At 60.3% G+C, this 25,961-nt stretch carries 22 protein-coding genes and 2 tRNA genes; 6 read left to right on the forward strand and 18 right to left on the reverse strand.

Annotation, left to right across the window (positions count from 1 at the left end):
* Positions 1-50: 50 nt before the first annotated feature.
* From SGR02S_RS06020 to SGR02S_RS06050, 8 genes are all read right to left on the reverse strand, one after another.
* Positions 51-3,113, reverse strand: a complete 3,063-nt coding sequence (locus tag SGR02S_RS06020; RefSeq protein ID WP_169799646.1) for a DEAD/DEAH box helicase — start codon at positions 3,111-3,113, stop codon at positions 51-53.
* A gap of 46 nt (positions 3,114-3,159) precedes the next feature.
* Positions 3,160-3,975 carry a Hachiman antiphage defense system protein HamA gene (locus SGR02S_RS06025; RefSeq protein ID WP_156482985.1) on the reverse strand — a complete coding sequence of 272 codons (816 nt, stop codon included), beginning with the start codon at positions 3,973-3,975 and terminating at the stop codon, positions 3,160-3,162.
* 256 nt (positions 3,976-4,231) lie between these two features.
* Positions 4,232-5,434 (reverse strand): GIY-YIG nuclease family protein, encoded by a 1,203-nt coding sequence (locus tag SGR02S_RS06030; RefSeq protein WP_067106697.1) that lies wholly within the window; start codon positions 5,432-5,434, stop codon positions 4,232-4,234.
* Entirely contained in the window at positions 5,427-7,499 is a 2,073-nt protein-coding gene (locus tag SGR02S_RS06035; RefSeq protein WP_067106699.1) for a DEAD/DEAH box helicase, read from the reverse strand. Before SGR02S_RS06035 ends, SGR02S_RS06030 begins: the two co-directional genes overlap by 8 nt.
* Positions 7,496-7,843, reverse strand: coding sequence for a hypothetical protein (locus SGR02S_RS06040; RefSeq protein WP_067106703.1), 348 nt, complete (start codon positions 7,841-7,843; stop codon positions 7,496-7,498). Before SGR02S_RS06040 ends, SGR02S_RS06035 begins: the two co-directional genes overlap by 4 nt.
* Positions 7,840-10,686 carry a class I SAM-dependent DNA methyltransferase gene (locus SGR02S_RS06045; protein ID WP_067106706.1) on the reverse strand — a complete coding sequence of 949 codons (2,847 nt, stop codon included), beginning with the start codon at positions 10,684-10,686 and terminating at the stop codon, positions 7,840-7,842. Before SGR02S_RS06045 ends, SGR02S_RS06040 begins: the two co-directional genes overlap by 4 nt.
* Before the next feature lie 125 nt (positions 10,687-10,811).
* A complete protein-coding gene (locus tag SGR02S_RS19990) occupies positions 10,812-11,237 on the reverse strand; it encodes a hypothetical protein (RefSeq protein ID WP_156482986.1) in 426 nt (141 codons plus the stop codon).
* 11 nt (positions 11,238-11,248) lie between these two features.
* Complete coding sequence (locus SGR02S_RS06050) at positions 11,249-11,923, reverse strand: hypothetical protein (RefSeq protein WP_156482987.1); 675 nt, start codon at positions 11,921-11,923, stop codon at positions 11,249-11,251.
* A 340-nt stretch (positions 11,924-12,263) separates the two neighbouring features.
* Between SGR02S_RS06050 and SGR02S_RS06055 the strand changes: the two genes are divergently transcribed.
* Positions 12,264-12,557, forward strand: a complete 294-nt coding sequence (locus SGR02S_RS06055; protein ID WP_067106712.1) for a DUF7673 family protein — start codon at positions 12,264-12,266, stop codon at positions 12,555-12,557.
* 29 nt (positions 12,558-12,586) lie between these two features.
* Here the strand turns inward: SGR02S_RS06055 and SGR02S_RS06060 are convergent, their stop codons facing one another.
* The 8 genes from SGR02S_RS06060 to SGR02S_RS06090 all read right to left on the reverse strand — a co-directional run bounded on the left by SGR02S_RS06060 (position 12,587) and on the right by SGR02S_RS06090 (position 21,210).
* Positions 12,587-13,351, reverse strand: a complete 765-nt coding sequence (locus SGR02S_RS06060; protein WP_067106714.1) for a hypothetical protein — start codon at positions 13,349-13,351, stop codon at positions 12,587-12,589.
* Positions 13,352-13,438: 87 nt separating this feature from the next.
* The gene (locus SGR02S_RS06065) at positions 13,439-13,948 is read right to left on the reverse strand and encodes a hypothetical protein (RefSeq protein ID WP_067106716.1); all 510 of its coding nucleotides are present in this window, start codon (positions 13,946-13,948) and stop codon (positions 13,439-13,441) included.
* A gap of 87 nt (positions 13,949-14,035) precedes the next feature.
* Positions 14,036-14,914, reverse strand: coding sequence for a 3'-5' exonuclease (locus SGR02S_RS06070; RefSeq protein WP_067106718.1), 879 nt, complete (start codon positions 14,912-14,914; stop codon positions 14,036-14,038).
* A gap of 117 nt (positions 14,915-15,031) precedes the next feature.
* Positions 15,032-16,939 carry a hypothetical protein gene (locus tag SGR02S_RS06075; RefSeq protein WP_156482988.1) on the reverse strand — a complete coding sequence of 636 codons (1,908 nt, stop codon included), beginning with the start codon at positions 16,937-16,939 and terminating at the stop codon, positions 15,032-15,034.
* Positions 16,930-17,082 carry a hypothetical protein gene (locus tag SGR02S_RS19995; protein WP_156482989.1) on the reverse strand — a complete coding sequence of 51 codons (153 nt, stop codon included), beginning with the start codon at positions 17,080-17,082 and terminating at the stop codon, positions 16,930-16,932. Before SGR02S_RS19995 ends, SGR02S_RS06075 begins: the two co-directional genes overlap by 10 nt.
* Positions 17,075-18,064, reverse strand: a complete 990-nt coding sequence (locus tag SGR02S_RS20000) for a hypothetical protein (protein ID WP_169799647.1) — start codon at positions 18,062-18,064, stop codon at positions 17,075-17,077. Before SGR02S_RS20000 ends, SGR02S_RS19995 begins: the two co-directional genes overlap by 8 nt.
* Positions 18,064-20,028, reverse strand: a complete 1,965-nt coding sequence (locus tag SGR02S_RS06085) for a site-specific integrase (protein ID WP_156482991.1) — start codon at positions 20,026-20,028, stop codon at positions 18,064-18,066. The genes SGR02S_RS20000 and SGR02S_RS06085 overlap by 1 nt, the downstream gene beginning before the upstream one ends.
* 306 nt (positions 20,029-20,334) lie before the next feature.
* Positions 20,335-21,210 (reverse strand): N-formylglutamate amidohydrolase, encoded by an 876-nt coding sequence (locus tag SGR02S_RS06090; RefSeq protein ID WP_067106726.1) that lies wholly within the window; start codon positions 21,208-21,210, stop codon positions 20,335-20,337.
* A 136-nt stretch (positions 21,211-21,346) separates the two neighbouring features.
* Here SGR02S_RS06090 and cpdR point away from each other — a divergent pair, with 136 nt between their 5' ends.
* Both cpdR and SGR02S_RS06100 read left to right on the forward strand, forming a co-directional pair.
* Positions 21,347-21,724, forward strand: a complete 378-nt coding sequence (gene cpdR / locus SGR02S_RS06095; protein ID WP_067106729.1) for a cell cycle two-component system response regulator CpdR — start codon at positions 21,347-21,349, stop codon at positions 21,722-21,724.
* 73 nt (positions 21,725-21,797) lie between these two features.
* Positions 21,798-21,872: transfer RNA gene (locus SGR02S_RS06100), tRNA-Val, on the forward strand.
* A 54-nt stretch (positions 21,873-21,926) separates the two neighbouring features.
* On the opposite strand, the gene SGR02S_RS06105 is transcribed toward SGR02S_RS06100, so the two are convergent.
* Positions 21,927-22,715 (reverse strand): SDR family oxidoreductase, encoded by a 789-nt coding sequence (locus SGR02S_RS06105; protein ID WP_067106732.1) that lies wholly within the window; start codon positions 22,713-22,715, stop codon positions 21,927-21,929.
* 115 nt (positions 22,716-22,830) lie between these two features.
* Here SGR02S_RS06105 and SGR02S_RS06110 point away from each other — a divergent pair, with 115 nt between their 5' ends.
* The gene (locus tag SGR02S_RS06110) at positions 22,831-23,697 is read left to right on the forward strand and encodes an alpha/beta fold hydrolase (RefSeq protein WP_067106735.1); all 867 of its coding nucleotides are present in this window, start codon (positions 22,831-22,833) and stop codon (positions 23,695-23,697) included.
* 45 nt (positions 23,698-23,742) lie between these two features.
* A complete protein-coding gene (locus tag SGR02S_RS06115) occupies positions 23,743-24,486 on the forward strand; it encodes an energy transducer TonB (protein ID WP_067106737.1) in 744 nt (247 codons plus the stop codon).
* Positions 24,487-24,501: 15 nt separating this feature from the next.
* On the opposite strand, the gene SGR02S_RS06120 is transcribed toward SGR02S_RS06115, so the two are convergent.
* A tRNA-Ser gene (locus tag SGR02S_RS06120) sits at positions 24,502-24,594 on the reverse strand.
* Positions 24,595-24,840: 246 nt separating this feature from the next.
* On the opposite strand from SGR02S_RS06120, the gene SGR02S_RS06125 reads away from it, so the two are divergent.
* Entirely contained in the window at positions 24,841-25,614 is a 774-nt protein-coding gene (locus SGR02S_RS06125) for a DUF1134 domain-containing protein (RefSeq protein ID WP_082796983.1), read from the forward strand.
* The last annotated feature ends 347 nt before the right edge of the window (positions 25,615-25,961 follow it).

Consider the following 25,961-nt stretch of genomic DNA (forward strand, 5'->3'; position numbering starts at 1 on the left):
CGATACAGACTAACTATTTCGGGGCGCACTAGCCATTATACTATAGGCAATTATCCCCATCCTCCAAGCTCGGCAGCGACCCCAACGAAGTAGCTTGGCATGTGCGCCAACACAGCGCGCATGAGTTCCTCTTGTTGGCAGGCCGCCCGGACGCCTTGGCGGTCAATGACATCTCCCCAGACGACGCCCAGAAGGCTGGCGACATGCCGATCAGCAAAGCCAGCTTCGTGAAACGCGATCATGGCGCGTTCGGTCAGACCGTATTTAACTTGCTTTTGAAGCAGTCCAACTCCCCCATGCAGGGCTTCGTCCACCTCCTCGGTTAGATCAGCGATCGATGCAATAATCATCGCAACATCAAAGCCGAATCCGCTTTCGCAAAGCGCAACAGCATCTTCGACAGTCACATGGTCGCGCCCGACCCGCACATTTGCCTCCACCAAAGCATCGAAGATTACGGCGTAAGATCTGCCCGCCACCCACTCCCGCAGAGCGCGGGGAATGATAGTCTGAACGCTAATGGCCTTAATAGCACGGGAGGTGGTGAAACGGAGCGCCAATGGAAAGATTTCGGCGAATAGACGGTTCTCTTGTAGTGCCGTCTGCAGGATCGCGAGATTCTCGTTGAGCCAGTTTTTGAGCTCGGCAATCGCAGCTGGTGGTAAAGGCGACCTTCGAATGAGTGCGCGCTGGTCGCCATCGGTGTTGGCCGCGATGGAATCTCCAATCGATCGAAATACTTCGATGAGACGAACACGCGTTTCCTCGTCAGCGAGATGATAGGCCAATGTATTAGCTGCAAGTTCACCGGCTCTTGCCGCAGCGTCCTCCCCTTGGGAGAAGGTCATATTGGCGACGAGAAAGGCGGCAACGTTTTGGACAGCTCGCGCTCGACCTTCGATGAACCTACGGAATTCCCTTTCACTAATGTTAGGTTGCGCCGCAAGCGCTGCGGCTACCACCTCATTGATCCGGGCGGCATCGGCGAAGGCGAGATCAAGCCACTCAGGATGGATCTCTAGGGCGATAGGAGGCTGGCGCTGCTGATACGCATCGAAAACCGCAAGGATCGAGCTACGAGACGGCTCGGCGTTTTGAGCGTCGAGTAGATCGACAGCACGGTCCCACGCCCACCGGCCTCCAAATTGCTGCCGCTGCTCATAAAGAGACGGTGTCGAGAAGATGACGCTCCCCTCGGTATGCATTCCTGCGCGACCAGCGCGGCCTATCAGATTGTGGAAGTCGCGCACCAGTATCTGATCGGCGCCTTGGCGCGTCGTTGTGACGATCAGATATTTGAGCGGAAAGTTAACGCCCTGCGCCAAGGTCGAAGTGCAAATAACGAACTTAGCTAGCCCCTCTTTCATGGCGTATTCTATCGCGAGGCGGATGCCGTGGGGCGTGTCGGCATGATGAGCGAATATACCAAGCGCCGCTGCCCGCGTCGCCGACGCGCTTGCGCCAAGCTCAATTTCGCTGAGCGCCCGAATCTTCTCAACCTCGGCGGCATCCGATCCCTCGATAGGCCAATCGAGGTCCACGCCACGATCAACGATATCGACGGCACGCGAGCAGATTTTCGTAACGCTGGCTTTTAGGCCGCAGAAGATCGCAACGCTGCCGTTGCGAACGAGATGCAGGCCGAGAAAAAGACCAACGTCGCCGCCCGTTTTCTCGGGAAATTTGCGCTGGGTAGTTTCCTTGCCGCGTAGGGGCAATGCGATTTCTCCGATAATGCGCGGCACGAAATATTCTCGCTCGGCCGGGTCCTCGGGTTTCACATATTCAAGCCGCCCGCGCTGGTCCTGCCAGCTCGCAAATGCGATGCTCTTGGTAGTCGGCAGCAAGCCCTCGGCGCCAACAACTGCATCGGCATCGCCGATCAACCATGCTGCAACATCCGGCGCGTTGCCAATCACAGCAGAGATGAGGATGATTTGGGCCGCGGGGGGGAGTGTCATGCGCAGCGAGGTGAGAAGGAGTTCGTAGGTTGGCCCCCGCGTCATTCCGTCAAATTGATGCCCTTCGTCGTAAATCACCAGACCGATTCTCTCGGCGAGATCGGGCGCCCGGCGGAGCATGTAGAGCAGCTTTTCGGGCGTTACGATCAGCACCGAGTCGTTGGCGAACAGCGCATCAAGCGCGAGGTCGAACTGATAGGCGTCCGAAGCTTCGTCCAACCGAACATTCTCGCCGGCAAAGGCAGCGACCAAGTCGCCTCGGATGTCGTGGCATAGAGATCGATATGGGGCGACGATAACGGCGAGGTGCGCTCGGCCCGATAGAAATGCCGATCGGATGATAATTTCGGTGGCGCGAGTCTTGCCGGCGCTCGTCGGCATCTGAATGACCACGGAGCGACCCGCAAATACACCGGCATCCGCAATCCGTTGCTGGGCGGGCCAAAGCTCGATTGGAAAATGTGGCTTGCCGAGCGCCGGTTGCCAAACTGCCGGGGCCAAACCTGATGCTAACGGCAAGATAGTGCGCGCAGCGTTTCTGAGCTTTAGCGCACACAATGCCCCCGCGATATCAGCGTAGAGCAATTCACGGGGCGAGCCCGATCGGTGGAAATACTCACGAAGAGCGCGGCAGACCGCGGCAACGCCATCAGCTTCCGTCTCAAAAGAGAAATAGTCGCTCAATGCCTGCAACAGGTCCCTTGTCATCGCTTGATGAGCGTGAGGCGCCTCAACGGGAACAAAACGGTTCTTAAGGATACAGTAGACCAGATGGCCGAGGCCGCCCGCCAGGTCGAGATCGGGCTCCGCCATTTGCCGTATAATCACGGTTGCACTGCCGACATTCCCGGCAAGGTAATAGGCCGCAGCGCACAGGAGCGAAAACTCGATATCCAGATCAGAATCTAGCTGCGCGTTAAGGTAAGCATCGAAGAAGATTGAGGCGAAGCGCAGCACGTCTTGTGGATCTTCGTCAAATTCGCCCCAGCCGAGTGACTGGGGAAGAGCAGCCGGTGCAGCGGCCTCCGCTCCAAGTGTGTCGGCGACGGCGGCCGCAACGTCTCCAAGTATGCCGATCGCCAACGAGAAGAGCATCGACGGGTCGCGCGGCAACGCATTGAAATCCGCCGGAGCGACGCGGAATTCGTGCATCTTTGCCCGTGCTCGCGTAGTGGACAGTATGGTGAGCGCAGTCGCCTCAGGCCTCATCAGCGGCCCTCTCGTAAAGGGCGTGCACCAGCTTCATCAGGGACGGCCCGCGTATCACAAGGAGGCGCAGATTCTCTTGGTTGAAATGTGCCGCGCCGTCGGTCGCTCCAAGATTGGTTTCGGCGCAGACAACCTCGTCGAGAATTGCGGCCGCGCCGTTGATCCGGCGAAAGGGTCGGTCGGCCTGGTTCTGAAATCGCTCGACCTTGCGGGCATCGCCAATCGCGCCGCGATCGAAGAAGCGCCGTTTTATGGCATTGAGGCTCATGCTCTCGCGCAGCCTGTCCTTTATGCTGTCGTCGATCGCGTCTTGGAGCCGATTGGCTCCGCTCGCGGACATTCCGGATTTTGACTCGAAGACAAAAAGCTCGTCCGCGGGACCGGGATTATCCTCGTCTGCGAATTTGAATCCAATGACATCACACCCCTTAGTCGAATCATTACGGTTCCAACGATCTTGGTAACGCAGTTCGCGAGGACACCAATATCCCAGGAAATACTCGATGAAGTCTGCGACGATAATCTCGCCAAAATCTCCTGATCTGAGGCTCGGCCCCGGTGCCACCTTCGCATCGGGGAAAAGAATTGTGCGCAGGTAGTCTGAATGACCAAGGCCCGTTCCGCCCGCCATGAATGGCAGGTCGGCATCAGTTATGTAATGTGCACGAAAATGCCTCGCCCAATCCGCCAAGATTTGAGCATCATCTTGCGGATTGAGCTCCCAAATTTCGATTTCCCGGCCGCAAGCGCTCACCTGACGTTCGCCAGAGTCAACTAGCCAGTTCATATGGCCCGGTGTTGCCATGATCCTCACCCCCTCCCACAACCGATGGACTAGAGCGCCACTTGGCCTAAAGACAATAATAGCAGCATGTTACGAAAGAAACTCAGGGAATAACGCGACAGTCAACTCCCCGAACCAGCTTCGAATTCGCGCAAACCGAACGGCTTCCACACTGCACGCGACCGTGGTGGTCGCATCGCAAAAAGATTACTCCCTTACGTGACAGCAATTGACCAAGTGTCCTTTCTCACGGGCTCGACCGTCGTCCGCTCCTGGCTTAGTGGGGGTCCTGCGGGACCAGTCGAGCGGCTTCGCGATCGTATTTCATCCCGGTTAAAGAGCCATCTCCTATACGATCGACAATTTGGTCGATCACTCCAAGGGGAACGAGAAACCATTCGCGAGGGCGGCTCATCTTACCGAAGCGATCTGGAATTTCAGCGTCAAAACGAACGCTATCAAGGACGCGGTGAATCAGGCGCTCCAGTGCCGGCCGGTCCACATCGAAAAGTTTGTAGGTTGCTACGATCTCGACATCCGCAAGTAAGAATGTCGTGTCGTCAGCGGCGCCGGCGATGCGCGTCTCCACCGAGCCGCCGGTGATGCCAATCTTATGGATCAGGTTCCGGTGCGCGGCGATGGTCGGATGGGTGGAACGGCTACGCAGGACGTAGAGGGTCCCCGTGGGAAGATAGTCACACTCGTCGGCGACGTCCGAAACCGCAGCGAAAAGCGGCCCGGCGGTAGGTTCAGATATCCGTCTGCCGCCTTCGTCCTTGTAAAGCGCGCGCTGTAACGACCAGCGCAGCAGGTCGCTCTCGGTTCCGTTCGAATAAATTACCCGCAATCGGGCATCATTCTGTCCGTTAGCCGCCTTAATCGGTTCGCCGATAATTTCGGCCACATATGCGAGTTGGCCGCGCAAGATGAAGAAATCCCTGACATCAATGCTCGCATCGCGACCAAACCGGCGCGACGCACGGATGCCGTCCTCCAAATCCGCTTGAACCTTTTCGAACAGGGGCCTGAAAGTCTCGAAATCCTCGCACCGCTTTGCAGTGGCAATTTCCTCGGCCGCCTTACGTTCGGCATTCGACCGGACATTGCGCAACTGCGTGATGTTGGCTTCCGGCCCCGCCTCAACGGCCAGCTCGGCAAGGAGGTCGCTGTCGTCCAGCGCCTCAACCGGAGTTGCGTTGTCATCCACGCCCTCCAGCAAACCGTGCACATCAATGTCGGCTAGGAGAACGTGGAATTCCGGTTGGGCGCGCAAGCGATCGAGCCGCACGGCATAAAGCCGTTCGAATATATCGCGATCTTCGCCGTGCTGGGGCACACGACCGTGCTCCTCGCGAAACTTCACGATATCCTCGAAACCGGCGATCACGCGCTCTTCACGCGGTGTGCGCGCACGAACCTTCTTGGGCGCAAGATCGACGCCGAGTTCAGCAAGAATGTCATCGTCGGACATCTCAGCCATTGGTAGCCGCCTTCGCCTTGAAGCGCGCAAACGCAGCGACACCATCCGCCAACTGACGCTCCCACGGATCCTGCGACGTGATCTCGGGCGAGCGCCCGCGCTCGCGCTTCCACTGGACCGCGCGAACCGCGAAAGCCCTCGCCTCCTCTTCAGTCAGCGTGCTTTTACGAGCGGAGATCGCTGCCTGCACTTGCCGCAACGTTCCCTCATTCATAGCCCTAGCGAGAATGGCGTATGCTGCATCGAAGGGGTTGATCCGATCGATCAGGTCGATGTCGAGCTCGCGCACATTCATAAATTTGCGAACGCCATCGACGAACGAGGTGTTCACCTTCAGCTCGCCATCATCGCCCTCGGTCACGCTTTCGGTGACGATTTTTGCCGCTTGTTGCGTGATGTTCAGCGCGGCGATCGCGTGCTGGCGAATGGCTTCCTGATCGGTTTCGCTGAGCTCAGGATAGCGTTCGCGCACGATCTTGCCCATCCGAACCTGAGTCAGTTCCTCTGGCACGACCTCTGGATCGAACAGGCCGCGCTCGATCGCCTGCTTATCTTGGATGAAGCTGGTGATCACCTCGTTGATGTCCTCGGCGCAAATGCGCTTAGCCTCCACCGAGCTGGGCTCAACCAGATCCTTGAGTTCAAAGTGGAACTGCCCACGCTCGTCGTTGAAACCTACGTTGGTTTTGCCTTCCTGATAGCCGTCCGGGCCATAGTCGTATCCATCCTTCGGCCCGACATCCTTCGGCGTGAACTCAAAGCGCGGCGCCAACACCTGCTCCATCAGCAGGCTGGCGGCGATGGCCTTCAGCGTATCGTTAACAGCCTCGGCGACCACGTCATCGGCGGCAGCCGGTTCGGCGATGAGGTTGGTGAAGCGTGCGACGGACTTGCCGGGTGCATCACGCGTGGCACGGCCGATGATCTGGATGACCTCAGTCAGGCTCGATCGATAACCAACGGTTAGCGCATGCTCACACCATATCCAGTCAAAGCCTTCCTTCGCCATGCCCAGGGCGATGATCACGTCGACATAATCACGGTTCTTGCGCGCCTCCGGGCTTTTCAATGCCGTCGATACGCGGTCGCGTTTCGACGGCTCGTCGTCGACTAGATCGGCGACGCGGATGATCTTGCCTTCCGCAGTTTCGATCAGGTGGAAGCCGGTCGCATCATCCGTGCCTTTCCAAGTGCCGAGATGATCCATTATCTCCTCGACCTCGCGGTGCTTGTCCTTGGTGCTCTCCCGGCTGTTCACGCTGGGAATATGAACGATCGTCTTGACCGCCGGATCGAGCAGATCGTTGATCTTGTCGATATAGCGGCCGGTGTAGAAGCTGTAGGCGATGTCCAGTGTCTTCAGCCACTGATAGCCGTTGAGCTGCTCATAATAAGTGTAGGTGACGGTGGTGAACTTCGCCTCGTCCTCGGGCGTCAGCACCGCCACGGAATCGCCGCGAAAATAGCTGCCAGTCATCGCGACTAGATGCACCTTGTCTCGTGCGATCAGCTGGCCGAGCTGCGCTCCCAACCTGTTGTCCGGATTGGCGGAGACGTGGTGGAATTCGTCCACCGCGATCAGCCGGCCGTCGAATGCCTCTATTCCGAGTTCTTCGATAGCAAAGCGGAAGGTGGCATGGGTGCACACTAGCACCTTGTCGTCACTCGCCAAGAACTCGCCAACCGCCTTTACCTTGGACTTGGCGACCTTGACGTCGTCGGCGCCGGGGACGTTGCACAGGTTCCAGTGCGGCTTCACCTTCCAGTCCGCCCAGAAGCCGTATGTGCTCAGCGGCTCGTCGGCGAAGCTGGCGCCGATGGACCGTTCCGGCACGACGATGATCGCTTGCTTCACGTCCTGATTCGTCAGCTTGTCGAGCGCGATGAACATCAAGGCTCGAGACTTGCCCGATGCCGGGGGTGATTTGATCAGCAAATACTGCTCGCCGCGATGTGCATAGGCACGCGCCTGCATCGGCCGCATGCCGAGTTCGTTGGCACTTGTCGAGGCACCAGAATGTGCGGTGACGAGACGGACGGCCGGGATGGGGCGGTCTTCAGTCATTGAGACCCCAGCTCCGTCTTCTCGCGCACGACGAATTGATAGACCTCACCATCCTCCAAGTCTTTCATGTAAAATGTTGCTCCCAAGTCGAGCGCAATGCCAAAGATTTGCATCTCTGAAACACATTCTTCGCGGTCATCCTCGGGGTCCTGGCCAAAAAGCACCGTGCCGTCTGGCTTGAAGACAACAGGGCGTAGCCACGCATTTCCCTTAAGTGTGCCCCACCAACCCGCGAATGGAATGTGCATGGCAATTTGGGACTTTGCATCCAACGGCGCTGTTACGATCAAAGGCGCAGGATCTTCGTAATGAATTTGATCGAAGCGGATACGATACCATTTCATGCGACTTTACTCTTTTTTGTAGCCATGCCCTTGGTCCCGGCGTTTGCGGTCATTTTAGTGTAGAGGTCGAACAACCTTTCTAGCCGTTCGGTATCGTTGCGGAAGCGGCGGCCGATAAAGATGCGTTCCAGCACTTCGTCATTTTCCTCATGCGCGCGGCGCAGGTCGTCGGGCATCGCGTCGGGATCATAGAGGTCGGCGATGGTCGCGGGGAAATGCGCCTCCCGCGCCAGCAGGATATTTTCCGCCGTGCGGGTGAGGTCGGCCTTGTCCTGCTCGGTCAGCTTCGGGACTGGGAAGGTGTTCCAGCCGAGGGTGTTGGAGTAGGAGAACCGCATTTCTAGTCGAGCGCAGACTGCACCAATCCATACCCAGTGCAGGCGAGATGCAACTAATGCGAGGTTCCAGAGCGGCGCATCGTGGATGGCGAAGCACTTGAAACTGACTACGGCGGGCGCCGCGATGAGGTCACACGGCAGATATGGACGGTTCTCTGAACTGGTCTGCGGAACAGCGATAAAATATTGTTTAGACTCGACTTGGTCGCGAAAGCGATATGGGAATGAAACCAGTGCGCTCGCTGAGGAGTCATCCGGCTTTGCAACGCGATCGGCGCGAACGGAATCGAACCGACGTTGCAACGTCGGAATAGCTGCCGCCTGTTCGGCGTCGGCATCATTTACCCATATGCAAATCCGGGGCGTTCCGTAAATCACTTCAGTCGAGCCATAGTATGGCCGCAAGAAAGCGGCTACTCGACTGTCCTCAATCACCAGCGCGCGCGCTTCTTGCTGGGAAAGAATCAAATCGGCGGCATAATATGGATGATTGCCGAAATTCATCTTTGCCAAGTTGGACACCGCCACAGACGACGGTTTTACGAATATATCCCGCGCTGGTGCCAGATACCCATTGATGTTATCGATCCGGCGTACCGTCGTTCCCTCCGGACCTTCCTCAAAGAGAATGGCAGGTGCTGCGGAGACCGGTCTTATTCCGACGATGATAACAGTTATTCCTGCGTTGTGTGCCGCAAGATTAGACCATTTGAATGAGGTGTGCGCGAAGCCGATCTGCTGACGAAGCGACAATATAAGTGGCCACAAAACGGGCACCTGCCCACCCTGACTAATCGTGTTCGTCGATACGAACGCTGCACCGCCGCCCGTGTGATCCAAGTAGCGTGCGGCATTTGCAAACCACCCAGCGACATAATCGAGGTTTCCCCAACGTTTGATCAGGGGGGAAAAGACGTGTGCCAAATCTTCCTTTTGAGACGAGGACTGTTTATTATAGCCCGCATAAGGCGGGTTCCCGCAAATATACGTCTCAACCCGCCCGCCCTCATCCAGCCCATTGTCCTCCAGCGCCAGCCGCCCGGTCGGCCCGGCCAGATCGACTTCCTCCGCCAATGTCGCACCGACCGGCGGGCACACCTCCAGCCAGTCGAGTCGCAGCGCGTTGCCGATGGTGATCTGTCCGGTCTTGTGCAGCGGGAGGACCATCGCGCGCGCCTCCTGCTGACTCAGATACAGGCAATCCGCCTGAAACTCCGCGATCAGCAGCGCGAGCCGGGCGACCTCGGCCGCGAAGCCCTTAATCTCGATGCCATAAAAGTTGCTAAGCGGGATAGCGCTGCGGCGCTCGGCCAGCTTCAGGCTGGCTTCGCCGCCCAGCCGCGTGACGATCTCCGCTTCGATCGCGCGCATTTGTTTATACGCGATCACCAGGAAATTGCCCGATCCGCAGGCCGGATCGAATACGCGAATATTGCCCAGTCGCTTGCGCAGGTTGCGCAGCTTTTGCTTGCTGTCGCCTGCCGCCTCCAACTGCTCGCGCAGATCGTCGAGAAACAGCGGGTTCAGCACTTTCAGGATGTTGGGCACGCTGGTATAGTGCATGCCCAGCTCGCCGCGCTCGTCATCTTCGGCCACCGCCTGGATCATCGATCCGAAAATATCCGGGTTGATCTCTTTCCAGTCGAGTTCGCCCGCGCGCAGCAGATAGGCGCGGGCTGTTCGGCTGAAGCGCGGTGCGTCCACTGCGCCGGTGAACAGCCCGCCGTTCACATAGGGAAAGGCATCGGCATAAGGGCGAATGTTCGCCGCTTGGCGATAACGGGGGTCTAGATTACCCTCATGCGTGACGGGCGTATCCATTGCACGGAATAGCTCGGTCAGCACCTCATGCGTGTTGCCCCACTGTTCTTCGCCGCTGCCGTGGGCGGCGTGGCTCATCTGGGTGATGGTCTCGGTGAACTGATGCTCGCGGAAAATGCCAGTGTCTTCGGCGAAGAAACAGAAGATCAGCCGTGCCATGAACTGGTTGAGCTCGTGCCGCCGATCCTCGGTTGCCCAGTCCGGATTGTCCTTCAGCAACTCGACGTAGAGCTTGTTGAGCCGTCCCGTAGCCTTAACGTCGATGGGGTTGTTCTTGATCTCCTTGACCGTCGAGATTCCAGCGAGCGGCAGGAACATCGCGAAGTGGCGTGGCAGATCAGCATAGGCGCAGGCGACGACGTCGCCGCCGATCAGGTCCTCGGCCTCGACCGTTTCGCCATCAGTGGCGATGAGGAACTTCGCCTTTGCACTCGCCGTCTTGGGGCTGGCGCGTAGCCGAGCGAGCGTTTCGGCAACCTCGCCCGCGGGCGCGATGCCGATATGGATGTTGTTGCGCTGGAGCACGCCGCCGACGTCAGACTGATTGGTATCGCCCTTGCGCAGGCGGTCGACGGTCGCCTTCTTGGCGCCGAACGCAGTGATGAACTGGAATGGGAACTCGGCCGCGTCAAACGGCTGTAGAACGAGGTCTGATACGGCTTCTTCAATTTCTACAGCGTTCATAAGGGCTCGATCGACGAATCAGAAAATTCTCAGCGCGGAGTGGACGGGCTAGGACTACCCTGTTGGAAAGGCCTCGTCACGCGGTGACGCTGCCATTGGCGGCAGCAGAATTAGATCGAGATTTATCACGCAATTTCAATCCAGTTTGGCAACAGTGTCACGATTAATCCAATGTAATCATTCTCCACCTCGAGGATGGTGCCGCAACCTTTAAGAAAGTCATTTTTCTCGCCAAATTCAATCAGATCGTTCAACGCTTTTCCTGCTCCGGCAATATCAGAGCATGCCACCTCCGGAATGGAAACATTTGGCAACCAGAAAATGGAATCTCCAAGCATGTTATCATAATAGGAGAAATCTGCTCGCTCTATATTGATATAAATGCATCCATTCTCTGACGTAAATTCAGCCTCAAGCGTTCCAACATTGTCGTATATCGATATGCTGGAATTCATTTCTTGAGCGTTGATAAATGCCAAGCTCTCGACGAACTTATTTAAATCCACACCTCTAACGCTGAGGAATCTAACAGAAACTTCAGAAATTTTCATAATGCTGCCTTTCACGTTAATGACGTCGCGCTGAAATCAAGCTGGCCGTTGAAGATGAAGGGTCGGCAAAGCGACAGAATCGTGCGTTTAAGTCGCCGCCGACGAGTGGCGAGCTCGCGCTCTGAAAGGCCAAGCAAGCGCATCAACTCTGCTCCGCGTAGTCCGTCGAGTGCAGCATCAAGCAGCGTGGCCTGAACGGGATCACCGTCGGCAGCTTCAGCAAGGATGTATGCAACGGCCTGCTGGCGTAGCCTGCGTTCCATCTCCTCGTCCGGAGGAAGAAATGCGCGCCCCCAAAGATGGTCACACTGATCGTCCGGATCGGTAAAGCCGGCGAAGCCGTTGGCCGCAGCACGCGCCTGCGACCTTGCCGCAGTCGATGTGATACTGGACACGCATGCCATCAACCGATCGGCAGGATTCTGCCCCCCGCTGCCGTATTTCAGAACCCGAACGATCGCTGCGTGAAAGGCGTCGTCAGCGTCTGCGCACCTCCGGGCGGCAAGGCGCTTCACAACGCGGCGCAGGCGTGGATCGCGATAGCACTGCTCAATTTCGGTTCGCCGCCGCTGATCGCCGGTCGTCGCGGATGGGCGCCCCATATCTGGTTGCGCCGCAATGACGGAATTCGGACATTCAGAACGGCAATTCGATGAATTTTTTGAACTGGGATTTGCTTTGCGCACGGCGAATACCTCGCTGACGCGCGAGGCCACTAACCGTGGTGAGGTAAAAATCGCGAACGTGCATTCGTGACCTCGGACGCCGATCGGGCCGGCACAACGTGCAGGTCCGAGAGTTGGCGCGGGTCACAATAAAATTCACCGGCTTAGGCTGCTTGCCCTGCCACGTGTCCGCAGATTTGGCTGCGCTTAAGCCAGAACCGTTAAAATTTCGTAAACGGCATAGGTTGGTCGGAATATCCCAGAGGTAAATGTCCGCAGGGCTGTCCGAATTTCAAGCGACCGGCGCAAATGACGACTTGCATGACCGCAATGGGCGGTCTCCACAGCAAGGAATGATCAGATGCCCTACTCGGAAATGCCCGAAAACGTTCGCAATGCCTACGACCGAGTCTATTCCCTCGCCAACGACTGGACCGGCGGCGCCAAGGTCTGCGAGGATTTTCTCTTCGCCTGGTATAATGTGAGGGCTTGGGGTGGGTGGGCGCCACAGTCGATTACCGAACTCGACCGAGAAAACGCCGCAGCGATCCTCATCTTGCTTTCCTCAATTCAGCATCGAACCTGGTATCCGGACCCCGCCGACATGGACAAACTGGCGGAACGTAAGGGACGCGAACCGTTGTCGCGAGCTTAGCCGACGACCGGCCGCGCCCCCTATTTCTCTTACGCCGCCAGCTTGTCTGTGTGCAAAATATCCAGCTCGAGCGCGCGGCAGGTGTCCGCGATTATCGCCAGCTTGGCCTCGGTCAAATTTCCATTGCGGCGCAGCCAGTCCAAAACGGCAAGTGCCGCGATGGTTGGGTCAAGGCAGGCTTGGCCCTGTGTGCGCTGCCAAGCTAGGGTGGCGATCGCCAGCAACGCGGTGTCGAGCTCGACATGAGCCCGCAAGTTTCTCCAGCTCTCTGCCGTCACCGGAGCCGACCCGGTAATCTTCCCTTTGAGGAGATCAACCGGGATGCCAATGCGCAGGCAGACCTCGGAAAGATGGTGCCACGTCTTGCCGCTGCCCTTCAAGGCGAGACCGAGATCAAGGTGCATTCGCTGTCCGCTGCGAAAAGCGCCGGGCTGCGGCGGAAGAAACTGGGACGGAAGCATCAGACCAGCTTCCATCGCCGCGAGCGTAAGGATGGGCAGATCGTCGGCGACGCTGCCAAATCCGACCGCGATCCTGTCCGGCCGCGCGCGCAGGTGATCGAACAGGCCGCCCACGATCGCTGGCTCGTCGCCGACGTCATATTCGGTCCAGCTCTTGATCGCCTCACACGCGATGTGGCCCTCGGCCGAAATTTCGACATCGAATGCGGCTGCCGCAATGATGCGCTTGGAACCGATCCGATGCGATCGCTGGCGCGGATCAATCGATTGATAGGCCTCGTGGAGTGTCTCATCCCACGTAGCTTCGGTATCGTAGAAGGTAAATTTCGTCATTGTCAGATGCTCCAGATGCGCCAAGGGCCGCACTTTAGCGGCCCTTGGCGATGCTTGTGATTTGTGGCTGAGCGGAACGGGGTCTCGTTAAAACCTCCCCTTCCCCGCTTTCGACATTTCCGAACGAGCCTGTAGAACGACCCCATCGATTTCGGCTGCGGCAGCGCGAATAAGGTCCAGCGCAAGGGACATGCCGGCGTCCAGATCGTCAGTCGGCCGTAGGCATTTGCGCAGGCGCCCGTTCGGCTTCATCGCATAGGCGTTGTCGCCAGCTGCTTCGACCAGGATGACAGGGCGCCCCTGCCCTGCAGTCCACGGGATCAGTCCCCTCGTCAATTCGACCGCCCCCGTCTTGGGCAGGAAGGCATCGGTCCGTAATGGCAGATAGCCGAAAGAGCGATCCCAGGTCAGATAGACCAAGGGCTTTGACACTTTGGCGGCAAAAAATGCCAAGCTGGCGATTTGCACTTCGTTCAACTCTTCCCCAGACGCGAAACAGGTCGATTTCTCGGCATTTTCAATGCCTGGAGGGCTCATAAGGCGTTTGAGCGCCGCAGCCCAACAGTGGAGACGGCGCAGAAATTCTTCGGTGTCCATTCACAATTTCCTTCAACGATGGCGAGGCGCCAGAGCTTTTTTCCGATCCATTGCGGTGCTCAATCTTCCCGCTCTCCTGCTGCGTTTTCACCGAAACCGCGTGCGCGCGGTCATGACGGTCATCACGGGGTTGCGACATCCGATCTCGAATTCGAGCCACCGGCGTTCTTCGTCCACTTCATCTTCGCACACTGCGATCCACCAGGCTTTTCCGGCCGGATCCCAGCGGTAGCGGCGATCGCGCAGGCGGTCCTTGACCGCAAAGTCCGTGCCCTTCGCATCGATACGAACCGTGTCGCACGCAGCCTTTTCCAGAAGCTCGCTCATCAGTGTTCGCCCGTTCGCATCGCGGTGCGCGAGGAGATGGCAGAGGCTGATCACGTCGGCGGCAGCACGGTGGCCGCTGTTGAAGCGGCCGATCTGCATCAGAAGATGGCCGAGTTTTGCTCCATCGAAGCCGTGATCCAGCCACCCGATCTGACGCATCGAACAGGCCCATGCTTGACCCACAATTTCTGGCAGAAACCGCTCGACGATGGGAACATCGTAGGAAGCATTATGGGCGACCAGAAGATCGCACCCGCTCAAGAGCCGCGCCCATTTTTCCTGGTTCAGAATACGGCCGGCCACCATTTCATTGGTTATACCGGTCAATTTGGTGACTTCGGCGGGTATAGGGCCACCAGGATCGCGAAGTGATTGCAACGTTTTCTCGACGCCGATGAGTTCGCCCGCGGCGTCGACAAGCAGCACCGCAACAGCGATGTCGAGCAGCTCGGCGCTTCTGGCATTCGTCGATGTCGCCTCGGTGTCGACAATACCGATCCGACGCACACGCCCCCGCGTTGCCCGCTCCGATACCAGCCGGTCGATAGGGCCGACCCGGCGTAGCACACGGACATCCGGTTGCTGCGCACACAGCGAAAGCGCCGCCTCGAGCGAGGCGGTCCCGTTCTGATATTTCATTAGTCATACTCCATTGGCCTGTGTGCCAGGCAGCTTTTCCTTGCTTCCACCTGGCCTACCAATGGCCGTTCAGGCCTGATGCTCTGCACATTGCGGGTCTGTGTGCTGCCGCGCTGGCTACATCTGCGGATGCGAAAATAGAAACGCCGCTCTGGCAGCGGCCATCACGGGGCGTGTGCGATCTGTCATGCTATCTTGGCGCAGCCGCTCGTCGGCAAGCGCGGATTGCGCAGCCGTGCGCGCGACCAGCGTCTCGACTTCTCGCTCGGCGCCTGTGAGCTCAGTCGACAATATTTTCCCGAGGGCAGATATTTCCGCCTCGCTATCCGCCCGAATGGCGGACAGCTTCGACATTGTGGGTTGAAGGTCGCGGAGGCACTCGGCCGCTTCCGCGCAGACTTCATTGGCGAACGCAACCTTGTCAGACCGAGCTGGCGTCGGCTTTTTCCGTTCAATCTCAGTCAAGATCCCCGAATAATAGGCTTCCGCTGCGTTGGGGCCGCTCACCAACATTTCCCGCAGGACGGCCGCGTCGGAACCAACCTGAAGCAGGCGTTCGATTTCTTCCAGCCTCCCTTGGCATGCGTCGAGCGTGTCGAGAACGGAGTCAACTTGAGCAGGAGGAAGCGTTTCGAGTCGCTTATCACGGCTCAGTCGATCATAGCGGCCCCTCAATTTGCGGACCCGCTCGGCAGCGGCCCGGCGTGCGCGCTTCTTATAGTCCGCCCAGCTGTCCAATATTTGCTCGACGTCGCTGGCCGTAAAATAGCCTTTCTTATGGAGCGCCTGCCGGCCGGGACTGTAGCGCGTCTGGGCTTTCGGCAACCCGCGGGCGCGGTTCGTCTCATTAGTAAAGGAGATTTCCAGGCCCTCATCTTGCGATCGCCTATTTACGATGTCGCGCCAGCGGGCTTTCAGATTCGGCACCCAATCTGCTGATGCGATTTCCTCGCTGCGTCCCAGCCGTTTGAGCGGCACCCATTCGTTGGTCCGATATTTGTTGCGCCGCCATTCCCGCTCGAAGCTCCAGCGACCGCCTTCCAGCTTTTCGGCCGGACCCGCATAATAGATCAGGTGAAAATGCCAGTTCTTTGCGGAATTCTTGGCTGTCGGCTCGTGGATCACCGCCTGCCATGGAATCTTCCGCCGCGAAAATTCTTCGCCGAAGTCATCAAGGCAGCTGCGCATGCCAGCCTCGGACATGGTGTGCGGAAATTGTCCGATGATGGAATAGCCCACACGGCCATTTTTTGGCCGTTCCAATTCGACCCGGTCGCGCAATTCTGCCGGAAAGCGCCTGTTGCCCTTCAGCCATCGCACAATGATCCCGGCGTCATTGACCACCCGCTCCGCTGACCCTTGGTTTTTGAGGGCATCGGCGAGCGTCGCGCGCAGTTCTGTCGGCATCGACGGATCATGGGCCGCCTTGGCCCAGGCCGCTTCGGCACCGGTCACGGATACGCGGACCTTATGCTCGCCGACAAAATGGGCGTTCTCGTTCGCGAGCGCCCAGAAGCGCACCCGCTCCTCGTTGGTATCCCCGTTGGTGCCGGCGATATAAACGACGCGTTCCGCCTCGGAACTCGTAGTTCCCTCAATATATTCGGCGGCGATCGTCGCGCGGACCTTGGCTTCAATGACGCCATCGGCGGCATTGAAAGCGAGGGTGTAGGCTCCGCGCGCTTCCGCGACGGAGACCGAGCCCTTTTTTGAGGCGAGGATCGTCTTGTGCTCGAAATGATGGGCACGAACGTTGCTCTGCGGTCTCGGCGCCCAACGGGGCTCGGACACGCGAACCATCCGCGGCACGCTGGCGGGAGCTCGCGACGATCTTGCGGGCGCTGTCGATGACTTGCCGCCGACCCGAGCAGGCGCCTTCTTCTGCGCAACAAGATAGCCACTAGTCCGGCGCGGACCGCCGATACCTTCTGTCCAACCGCCGCTGGCCATCTCCTCGATCTCGAGCAACCATTGCGCAGCATTCTCCAGATGTGTGCCCCGATATTTGGAGCGGCTCACTGGCATGGGACATCTCCCCATTCTGCGCGCACAATGTGGGCGACACGCCGTTCAGCGCTGCGCGCACCACAGGTTTTCATCTGCTGCGCAGAAGAAAACAGGTATTGAACATTAAAATATTCAGACGCACCCGCTTCAGGATTAGCCATGGGTGCCTCCCTTGACGAGACTATCCCAATCGAGCTGCCGAACCTCGATGGGTACCTTGCGCGCATATTGGAGAAACGCCTTGATGTGCGCAATTCTCGCGCGCTCGCCGCGGTGTGTCAGCGGATAGGCCTCGATATATTTGGCGAACTTCGACAACGAACTTGGCCGAAGCGATGCGAGGCTCTCGGCCGGCAAATCGGTCAGACCCAATGCGGTTACGAGGTGCCGTGCCGAAGTTCCCTGACGCGATTGCTCGGCTCGGCTCAGCTGTCCCTTGCTTTGCAGCCATTCGATGATGAGATCTCCGCACGTCTTGCCAGCGATGACACCGGGTCCTTCGCCCGGCTCAGCGTTTCCGCCGCGCGGCTGATCCCGGATTTCAGCCGGCATTTCGAGCTCGTCGTGAGGGTTTGCGGACGGCATTGCTGCCCTGACAAAGGATGTTTCACTGGAACCAGCTCGCTCGGGACGCACGCGACGATGCGACAACAGGGGCATATCCTCTACGTTATCGCTCTCAAATGGAGGCAGGACATGGCGACCTCCCAACAAAAAGGCTTCGAGCGACAATGCGGTATGCGTGCGGCCGTCGTCATCGCCGTGAAAGATGGCATCCGCGGCTTGCGCCACGCCGAGCGCAATGCCCTGCATCCAGCCAAACTGAACGCAGGATTGGAAGCCCAAAGCATCGAAGCGCTCGGTAACCTTGCGCTTGTGGTCCAGAAAGAACGACCGAGGTAACGCCGCGAGCGCAGCTACCGTCGGCGTTTCGCTTAGCGCAGAAAGCAGTCTAGCCGCTTGGCTGCCGAACGCGGAAGCATGGGCGTGGCAGATTGCTGCCCGGGCATAATGCTTTATTTCCCGTTCCGGGTTCTGTGCCAGATCGTCCAGCACCAGCTGGCGACCATAGTGAATGGCGTCACGATATAAGGTGTTTTCGTCGTAATCGATCGGTGGCAAGTTGGGATGGAAAACTTTCATCATCGGCTCCTCAGTTTGATGGGAAGAAGACGGGGCGTCTGTCGCGCGACACCCGCCGCGAAGTCAGGCAGGCGCAGGAGAGCGCTGAGCCGCTCCCCCAGCACTTCGTCGAGCCCGCCACTCGCCTCGAGATCCTGGTAGGTTTGCGCCGTGACCCCCTCGCGGGAATGCCCCGCGATGTCCTTGACGATGTTCTGATTGATCGAGTCGCGGTCAAGCAGCGACAGCACCATGCTGCGCAGCGAATGGAAATCGGCCTCTTTGCCTGTGTTGCCAACCGGAATGGCCAGCCCGCGCCGCCGGAACCTATCGATGACTTTGTCCCACACCGTTGCACGATATTGATCCCCGCCGCGTTTGACGTCGTTGATCCAGAATTCCGGGAACAGCTCGATCGCCCCCTCAGCCTTGAGGCAATCGACATAATCCAGAAATCCGAGCGAGATCAGGCGCGGATGGATTGGGAGCACGCGTTCGCGGGCCTCGCGCTTGAGAGTCCGCAGGTGATTTTCCTCGATAATCAGATGGGGTAGAACGCCTTCCCGGTAAACCACGTCTTTTGCCAGCAACCCGCAGATTTCTCCTTGTGTCGCTGCGGTGTAGATCGCGATCAGGAAGACCCAGTAGGCGCCGTCTTGGTGTATATACCGTCCGGCTTTGAGGCGACGCTTTGCACCCCCATTTCCTACATATATCGGAGATGCCAACATCTCCTCGATATGCGCCGGCTGCCAGGGCGACTTTGCTTTCGTCTTTTGACGGACAGTTACCTTCCGCGAAAATTTGAGCGGATTGATCTGGCCTTCGACCCACAGGCCTTCCGTGACCATGCGAGCGGCGAACGTCGAAAGGTAGGCTAGATCCTTGTTGAACGTAACCGCCTTGCGCGTGTTTGCGGCTGTCAGCGGCGGGAACTTCTTCTTCGCCACCTCATAAGGCTCGTGCCAAATTTTCTGCACGCGCACCGTCTTCGGCATCGCCTGCATTGCACGATCAAAAGCGGCAAGGTGTCGTTGGCCATAGTCATCGACGGGGAAGTCGCCGACAATCCAGCAAAATTGTTTGACCAACCGCAAAGCATCTTCGGCTGTGCTGCCTGGGCCGTCTTTCCAATGGCCCTGACTCACAATTCCGTCCACGACTTCGTCGATCACCTCGCTCAACAATGGCGTCGGCTTTTGAGGCGCTGGAGCGCCATGATCAGTATCGCGGACCGATTGGACTGACGGTTGCGATTCACCGGCCTCTTGCAGGTCCGATTTCGGCGGCATCGAACGCGCTCTTTCAATTTCGTCACGCGGAGCGTTCAACAGGAACTCGATCGGCGAAGACTGGCTCTGCACAAGGGGCGTATTGAATATCGCGGCCCGAAACTGGGCGTCGGCCCAGGCGGTGAGCATGGTGCGACGGTCATCATCGGCATAGCGCTTGTTGAAGGACAGCCCCAATTGCTCGCACTGCAACGACAGTTGCACGTCGGACAATGCATTGGTGCCGGCATTATGCCGCACCAGCAATTCAAGCTTGTGCATATGCCGCTCTGACCGCCCCTGTGCGCGCAGGCTTTCGCGCGTCGCATCGTCAAGAACGGCGGTGCCGTTATGCCGCGCGGCAAGGACATAATAGTCCCCGAACACACGCGCGGCTTCTTCGGCATCCGGATTTGGACCGTGCAAATGCTCCTGGATTGCCAATCCAAGTTGCACATCGGTCGCCTTGCGAGCGATTTCGGCAAGCACGGATGCGGAGCGCGCGCCGCCGTTTAAGATGATATCGTGTCTGATCATAGCCACAACCCTATCGAGGGCTGCGCAAGCCGCGGCAGCCCGAAAGCGGGCCTCGGACAATTCTTTCGTCCAAAGCGATAAGGTTATGGGATGAGGTTTATCGCTCAAGAAGCGGATTTTTCGCCGGAGCGCATAAATTCCGCTGCGCCGACGATAGGTGTAAGGAATGGCTCCCATTTGAAAAAATCTTCTCGTGCGACTCGCCTGTGCGATACCCCCGTGGCATGCCTCGGCGAGGGCGCAGAAAGAATTTAGCTTTTACAGAGACTTATCTCTAAACTCGGCGGGAATCCTCTCTCCCCGACCAGTTTTCTTTCGCAACATTATTTCTTTCCGCTTCTTGTAACGCGGCGCGGAACGTCCTAGATTGTCGGTACGCCGTCGTGGTTGCCCCCTTTCCACTGCGGCGAGTGCCCCGTCCCATGACGCGGGTGCGTCCTCCCTGGACCCTGGCCACCTCGTACTTCGGTACGAGGTGGTTTTTTATTCGGCCGCTTGCGGCAGCCCTTCGTCGCCTGAAAACAGGCTGTTCGCGGCGGCGACCAGTTCCGCCAGCCAGCGCGAGAGCCGCGTCACGCCCGCGGCGTCGGGTCTGCCCATCCCGTCCAGATACAGGCGCCGATCGATCTCGATCTGAACCGCATGCCGGCCGTCCGCGGGACAGCCGTGGGTCCGGATGATATGACCGCCGGCATAGGGCTGGTTGCGCGTTACCGGCTCGCCAAGCCCCGCCGCCGCATCGACGACCAGATCGACCAGCGCCGGATCGGCCGTCGCGCCGAAACGGTCGCCGACCACGATCCGCGCGCCATGCCCCGGCTGACCCGACGGAATCGGCGGCATGCTGTGAAGGTCGATCAGGATCGCGTGGCCGAAGCGCGCACGCAGGGCAGCCAGCTCGGCCGCGAGCGCGGCATGATAGGGCCGGTGCAGCGAATCGAGTCGCCAGCGCAGGCCGGCCGCATCCATGGGGCGCTTCCACAACGGCCCGCAATCGGCGAGGCGCGTCGGGACGACGCCCAGCCCCGCCCGCTCCTTGCGGCCGGGCGCCGAGAATTGCGGGCGCAGCGTCACCGCGACCTCGCCCGGCGCCATCTGGCCTTCGCCGCGATTGCAGTCTGCGACCGCGCGCGCCCACAGGGCCTGGACGACCGTGCCGCCCGCCGCCGTCACCCCGGCCGCCAGCAGGTCGCACCAGCCATCCTCCAGCCGCTCGAGCATCGCGCGGTCGACGCGCGCCGCCGCCAGTATCTCGGGCGGATAGAGGCGTCCCGCATGGGGAACCGAGACCAGAACGGGTCCGCTGGCCGCAGGTCGATTGACAGCGATGGCGGCGCTCTGGAAGATAGGCTGCGGCATGCGGCCAAGGTGGCAAAATTCGCCCGGCGAATCCAGCGTCACCGAATTTGTTAAGCCTCTGCCACTATGGCGGGCTTCGCGACGACGGCAGGGTCCCATGGGGCGACGCCGCAGGACCAGGGGGCGAATTGACAGCATGATCCGGATTTTGCTGGCCGAAGACGATGACGTGATGCGCGAATATCTGGCGCGTGCGCTGACCAGCGCCGGCTATCACGTGACCGCCGTCGACCGCGGCACCGAAGCGGTGCCCTATATCGATTCGGGGACGTTCGACCTGCTGCTGTCCGATATCGTGATGCCGGAGATGGACGGCATCGAACTCGCGCAGCACTGCGCGAAGGCGGCGCCGCAGACGCAGGTGATGTTCATCACCGGCTTCGCCGCCGTCACGCTGCGCGCGGAAGAGAATGTCCCGCAGGCGAAGCTGCTGTCGAAGCCCTTCCACCTCAAGGACCTGGTGCTCGAGGTGGACCTGCTGTTCGGGCGCGCCGACCGGTCGCACCAACAATAATCGTCGCCGGGCGCGCGAAAGGCTTGCCAGCCTGCGCCAAGCCCATTAAGGGGCGCGTCACCCCAGAACGTGTGGGCGTGTAGCTCAGTGGTAGAGCACTGTGTTGACATCGCAGGGGTCGCAAGTTCAATCCTTGCCACGCCCACCATCCCTTCCCATCGTCACCGACCGGGCCGTGCCCCACATGGCATCGGCGCGCCCGTTACAGGCCCCGGGCCTGGTCGATGCGCGACGCATCGCCGACCTGGCTGCCCCCGTCGCAATCGAGGATCGTTCCGGTGATGTAGGCTGCCGCCGGCGAGCAGAGGAACACCGCCGATTCGGCCACTTCCTCGACCTTGCCCCACCGCTTCATCGCGATGCGCGCATAATGCGCCTCGCGGGTCGCCGCGTCGGGCGCCAGCCGCTTCATGCCTTCGGTATCGGCGATCGGCCCGGGCGAAATGCCGTTCACCCGTACGTCGGGGCCCCATTCGAGCGCGAGCGTGCGGACGAGCTGGTTGATCCCGGCCTTCGCGGCGCAGGCATGCGCCTGAAGCGCCATCGCGTTGACCGCCTGCCCCGCCGTGATCGCGATCAGCGACGCGCCGGGCTTGTTCAGCAGGTCGTGACACCCCCGGAAGACGTTGAAGGTGCCGTTGAGATCGATGTCAACGACGGTGCGAAAGGCGTTGGCCGACATGCCGAGCACCGGGGCGAGGAAATTGCCCGCGGCGCCCGAAATGACGATGTCGATCGCCCCCAGCCTGTCGGCGACCGTCTCCATCACCCCGCGAATCGCATCATAATCGCGCACATCGCCCGACAGGCCGAGCGCGCCCGCGCCGATCTCGGCCGCCGCGCGCGCCGCCTTGTCGGGATCGCGCCCGGCGACCGCGACCTTCGCCCCCAGTTCGGCGAAGCGCTTTGCGATGCCGAGGTTGATGCCGCTGGTTCCGCCGGCCACGAACGCCGTCTTGCCGGCCAGCAGATTGTCCCGAAACGTCGTCATCCGTGTTGCTCCTCGCTCGATTTTCGCGCGGCGACCGCACCCCGATCCGCAAAGCGGGTTGACGGATCGGAATCGGTCGCCTTTTGAAACGCGACCAGACAGCAAGGACGAACCGATGGCAAGTGGCCCCACATCGCACAGCTTCATCTCGCAGCGGCTCAAGCTGCATTATGTCGACTGGGGAAATGACGACGCGCCGCCGCTGCTGCTCGTCCACGGCGGCCGCGATCATTGCCGAAGCTGGGATTGGGTCGCGGAGAGGCTGTGCGACCGTTATCATGTCATCGCGCCCGACCTGCGCGGCCATGGCGACAGCGCCTGGTCGCCCGACGGCAATTACGACATGGACGCCTTCGTCTACGATCTCGCGCAGCTCATCCACCAGCTCGACCTCGCGCCGGTGACGATCGTCGCGCATTCGATGGGCGGCAATGTCGCGCTGCGCTATACCGGCCTCTACCCCGACAATGTGCGCAAGCTGGTGGCGATCGAGGGGCTCGGCCCCTCGCCCAAGATGCTCGCCGAACGCGCCGCGAAACCCGTCGTCGACCGCTTCCGCCAATGGATCGAGGACAAGCGCCAGGCCGCCGGGCGCATCCCAAAGCGTTATGCCACGCTCGACGACGCGCTCGCGCGGATGATGGCGGAGAACAGCTATCTGACGCCCGAACAGGCGCGCCATCTGACCGTGCAGGGGATCAACCGCAACGAGGATGGCAGCTGGAGCTGGAAGTTCGACAATTATCTGAACGTCTGGTCGGGTTTCGACATGCCGCAGGACGACATTGCGTCGCTGTGGGCGGCGATCGCCTGCCCCACACTGCTTCTCTACGGCGCCGACAGCTGGGCCTCGAATCCCGAGAAGGACGGGCGGATCGAGCATTTCCGCACCGCGAAGGTGATCGAATTCGAAAAGGCCGGCCACTGGCTGCATCACGACCAGTTCGATCGGTTCATGTCCACGCTAGAGGAGTTTCTCTAGAACGTCGTCACGGCGCACGCGGGTGCGCGGAAGGAACGGCGCACGATGGTCTATTCGGGGGTCTATTCGGGGCAGGCATCGAAGGGCGAGCGGGTCGCGGCCGGCACGGCGTCGCTGCTGGTCGCGGCCGCGATCGGACTCGGCCTCGCGAGCGGCCTCGATCTTGCGGTCGTGCGCCGCGCCAGCGAGACGATCGCGGCCATAGCGATTCCTGCACCCCGGCCGGAACCGGAGGTCGCCCCCACCCCGCAGCCGACCCCGTCCCGCAGCGCCAGCGGCAAGGCGTCTCCCGCCAACAAACAGACGAAAGCGGCGGCGGTCACGGCCCCGAAACCGCTGGTTCCACCGCCGAATCCTCCGCCGATCGCGGCCGCCCCGCGCCCCGGCGAGGGAAGCCAGGCGTCGGCGGGTGCCGCCCCGGTCGCCGGACCGGGCTCGGGCGCCGGAGGGCGCGGCGACGGCACCGGCGCCGGCGGCTCGGGGAACGGCACCGGCGGCGGGACGCGGCCGGTCTGGCGCAGCGGCACGATCCGCGACAGCGACTATCCGAAGGCGGCCAGCCGCGCGAAGATTGGCGGAGAAGTCGAGGTCCGCTTCACCATCCAGCCGACCGGGCGCGTCACCGCCTGCCGCGTCACGCGGTCGAGCGGCGACCCCGCACTCGATTCGACCACCTGCCGGCTGATCGAAGAACGTTTCCTCTTCCGCCCCGCCACCGACGCGGCGGGCCGGCCAATCGCCAGCAGCTATGGCTGGCGCCAGAACTGGTGGCTCGAACGCCGGCGTTGACGAAATGGGAAAAGGTGGCGGAGACGGAGGGATTCGAACCCTCGGTACCGGATTTACCAGTACGACGGTTTAGCAAACCGTTGGTTTCAGCCACTCACCCACGTCTCCGCATGGCCCGCCGCAAGTGCGACGGTGTTGGCCTGAGCGGGGCCTATAGCCAGCCCCGTGCCAGCCCGCAACGCCTAAGATTCGGCATTTCACGGCTCGTTCGGCGCATTTGACGGCCCGCGCGATTCGGTCCAACGCAAATTCGACTCGGGTCATCGCCGGTTCATTGCCCGAAGACCAAAGCGAGTCATGATTAACGCGACCTTCGGCCCGTCGATGCGGGCCGGACAGCTGTTGGGGGAAGAAATGCGCCGGACGCTCACCACCTTTGCGACCATGGCCCTCGCGTCGATCGGGATGGCGCTCGCGCCGTTGCCGGCGGCCGCGCAGATGACCTCGGTCGATCCGAACACCGCGATCGATTCGGACCTCGACAATCCCGCCCCGCCCCCGCCCGTCGATACGCCCTCGACGGCGCCGGGAAGCGAATCCTACGACAGCGACCTCGCGACGGGCAGCGAGCAATATGGCACCACGCCCGACACGACGACCGCAACCACCGATCCGGCGACGGCGGCGACCAGCGCCCAGCCCGGCACGACCTACAAGCAGGACGACCTGATCGGCGCCGCCGAAGGCGTGTTCGGCAAGGGCGCGCAGGGACTCGCCGCGATGATCGAGGACATTTTGCGCAAGCAGGGCGAACCCAACGCCTATATCGTCGGGCGCGAAGCCAGCGGCGCGCTCGGCATCGGGCTGCGCTATGGGTCGGGGACGCTCTACCACAAGGTCGAGGGCGAACGCCCCGCATACTGGACCGGGCCGTCGATCGGTTTCGACGCGGGCGCCAACGCCGGCAATACCTTCGTGCTCGTCTACAATCTCTTCGACAGCGAAGATCTCTACAAGCGCTATCCGGCGGGCGAAGGCGCCGCCTATCTGCTCGGCGGCTTCAACGCCTCCTATCTACGCCGCGGCGACGTCGTGCTGATCCCGATCCGTGTCGGCGTCGGGGCGCGGCTCGGCGCCAATGTCGGCTATATGAAGTTCCGCAAGAAGCAGAGCTGGCTGCCCTTCTGATAGTCGGAGCAATGGCGAAAAAGTGAGGATCGCGCCCTTGGTGCGACCCTCCTGATCCCACGCCGCTGGCACGGGATGATGCGCGTTCCAAAGCATCTCCTGAACTTGCTTGGCCTATATGCCGATCAGGCAGACAGGAATTCGTCCCTCTGGGAAAGCCGGAGTCCAGAGACGAACCTGGGGCATGATCGTCCCGAGATGCAAAACCGAGTGCACCCGCGAAGGCGGGAGCCCGGAGCGGACAAAGCCAAGGTCGGCATCATACGGCTCCGGGTCCCCGTCTGCACGGGGACACGATAGGGTTCATCCAAAGGCGGTCAGGGTCTAGCGCCGCCGAGCGTGAACCC

The organism is Sphingopyxis granuli NBRC 100800, from assembly GCF_001591045.1.
GTDB lineage: Bacteria > Pseudomonadota > Alphaproteobacteria > Sphingomonadales > Sphingomonadaceae > Sphingopyxis > Sphingopyxis granuli.